The organism is Streptomyces sp. SBT349 (assembly GCF_001083795.1).
Lineage (GTDB): Bacteria > Actinomycetota > Actinomycetes > Streptomycetales > Streptomycetaceae > Streptomyces.
In genome coordinates, this window is the sequence record NZ_LAVK01000585.1 from 1 (window position 1) to 2,519 (window position 2,519).

Sequence of the window (2,519 nt, forward strand, 5' to 3'; positions counted from 1 at the left end):
GCGCCGGGGCGGGCGTCTGGTTCGCGGCCTCCTGCTGCGCGGCGGCCGCGATGTCCAGGTACTCCGGCTCGGTGGGGGTCGGTCCCGGCGGCGCGACGGCGGCCAGCCGTTGCGTGCTGGGCTCGGACGCCGGGGCGCGCGGGACGGCGGGACGGGGGGCGACCACCGCCTCGCCCCAGGCGCCGTTGGCCCCCGGCATCAGCAGGTCCTCGTCCTCGCCGTCGCCCGCCTCGTCCGGCGGGCCGGGGAAGGGAAAGACGGCGGGACCAGGAACGCCCGGCTGCGCCGGCTGCTCCGCCGGTACGCCCGCCTGCGCCGGCTGCGGCGTCCCTTCCGGCATCTGGCCGGTGTCCGTCATGCGTCCACCTCGCCCATCGCACGTGCTCCTTCCAACCCCGGACAATGATGGACGAAACATCAAGTCCGGCTGACGGCACAACGATCCATGAGCCTACCCGGGATGACGCCGGGCGCTGATCACGGGTGGACGAGTGACCCCGGATGATCCCGTTTTGTCACCGGGGTACCGGCATGCGGCTGGCCACGAGCAGGAAGACGACGGTCCTGCCGCGCTCCGACCAGTCCGTGGTCTCCAGTTCGACGGCCTGGAGCAGGGTGCACTCCACGGTGTAGCCGGCGCCGGTCAGCACCCGCCCGGCCGCCTCGGCCTGATCGCGCGTCATGGCGTGGGTGACCAGGCGCTGCGGGCGCCGGTCGGCGCAGGCGACCAGGGTGCGCGGGCCGCCTCCGCCGATGCGGATCACGTCGGGCTCGGGAAGGTCCTCCAGCACCTGGGGGGCGGCGCCGTGCACGGTGTGGACCTGGAGCCCGAGGCGGCGCGCGGCGGCCTCCGTGCGCGCGCACGCCTGGGAGTCACGGTCGATGGCGATGACGGCGGAGCCGAGCCGGGCGGCCTCGATGGCGGCGATGCCGTCGCCCGTTCCCACGTCCCACATCAGGTCGCCCACGCCGGGGCCGAGGGCGGCGAGTTGGAGGGCGCGCAGGTGGCGGTCGCGCCCCGCGCTCTCGGGCGCGTCTCCTGGCGCGGGGGGCAGATAGGTGGCGCGTTCCAGGCCGTAGCCGCGGGGCTGGGCCGCGGCGGCGGGGTCCAGTCCGGCGAGCCAGCTGCTGTGGCCGGTCTGGGTGGAGCCGCTTCCGCCTATGACGATGACGAGGTTGGGGTCCGTCCAACGGTGCTGGGAGACGGTGTCCGAGGTGAGGACGGAGACCCGTTCCGCGTCGGTGCCCAGGCCCTCGCAGATGACGAACGTGCGGTGGACCTGGCCCAGGAGGAGGGCGATCTCGGCGGGGCCCGCGCCGGGCGAGGTGAGGACGGCGACCTTGGGGTGGGCCCGGCAGACGTTGACCGCGCGGCGCAGCGTGCGGCGGTTGGCGACGACGACGCGGGCGTCGTCCCAGGGCATTCCGGCGCGGGCGAACGCGGCGGCCACGGCGGAGACGGCCGGAACGACCTCGACCTCGAGCCCGTGCTCGGGGTCGCGCAGCGCGCGGACGATGCCGAAGAAGCCGGGGTCGCCGTCGGCGAGGACCACGGCGGTGCCGCGGTGGGCCGCGATGCGGCCGGCGGCGCGCGAGACGCTGCCGAGCTGTATGCGCTCGGCGTGCGGGGGGACTTCGGGGAGGTCCAGGTGGCGGGGAGCTCCGGCCACGAGGGTGGCCGCCTGGAGCGCGGCGCGGGCGGCCGGGTCGAACGGGGAACCGTCCCATCCGATCACGGTGACGCGGTCGGCCATGATCGAGACGCTCCTGGACTCGTCGCAGGTCGGGGACGGCGAAGAGCCTACCCTGCGCGGTACTCGGCGGCGGAGGCGTCCTCCAGGTCCTCGGGGAGGAGACCCCAGACGATGAGGTCGGTGCGGATGTCGGTCCATCCGCCGTCCTCGGTCCTGGACCTGACTATGAGCGCGTTGCGCAGGATGCCCTCGCTGACGCAGCCGATCTTCTGGGCGACCTGCTGGGAGGCGGTGTTGCCGGCGGCGGTGCGCAGTTCGAGGCGTTCGAACTTCTGGTCGTGGAACAGCCACTGGGCGGTGGCCAGCACGGATTCGGCGGCGTAGCCCTCGCCCCTGGCCCAGGGGGCTATGACGTAGCCGACCTCGGTGGCGAGGGTGTGCCAGTTGGTGTTCATGAGGTGGATGGTGCCGACGAGGCGGTGGGTGAGGAGCTCGTTGACCGCGAAGACGATGCCGCGGCCCTGTGAGCGTTCGGCCGGGGCGCGGCCGATGATCCAGTGTCTCGCCTCGGCCGCGGTGTAGGGGGTGGGCACGGACGTCCAGGCCGCGGTGAGTTCGTCGTTCATCATCGCGGTGAGCTCGGGGATGTCCGCTTCCTCGAACGGGCGCAGCACCAGGCGGTCGGTGCTGATGGAGATGTCGGGGAAGGTGGGGGTCATGCGCCGCTCCCTGCCTGTGGTCTGAGGGGACAGCATGCAGTATGGGCGCGATGGCCGCGCCGCCGGGCCCCGGGCGAGGTGCCCGGGGGCGCGGGCGGGCGCGGGG

3 protein-coding genes are annotated in these 2,519 nt (G+C 74.1%); all 3 read right to left on the reverse strand.

The features are described from left to right. The coding region (locus ADY01_RS34885; protein WP_049580840.1) for a hypothetical protein at window positions 1–358 on the reverse strand (358 nt) is incomplete at its 3' end. Between the two features lie 157 nt (window positions 359–515). Next, a complete protein-coding gene (gene cbiE / locus ADY01_RS34890) occupies window positions 516–1,754 on the reverse strand; it encodes a precorrin-6y C5,15-methyltransferase (decarboxylating) subunit CbiE (RefSeq protein WP_049580843.1) in 1,239 nt (412 codons plus the stop codon). Between the two features lie 47 nt (window positions 1,755–1,801). Continuing rightward, window positions 1,802–2,413 carry a GNAT family N-acetyltransferase gene (locus ADY01_RS34895; RefSeq protein ID WP_049580845.1) on the reverse strand — a complete coding sequence of 204 codons (612 nt, stop codon included), beginning with the start codon at window positions 2,411–2,413 and terminating at the stop codon, window positions 1,802–1,804. Window positions 2,414–2,519: the final 106 nt, after the last annotated feature.

Coding starts and splice junctions, on each gene's coding strand:
- cbiE (WP_049580843.1), bottom strand. CDS start 1,754: ATGGCCGACCGCGTCACCGTGATCGGATGGGACGGTTCCCCGTTCGAC.
- ADY01_RS34895 (WP_049580845.1), bottom strand. CDS start 2,413: ATGACCCCCACCTTCCCCGACATCTCCATCAGCACCGACCGCCTGGTG.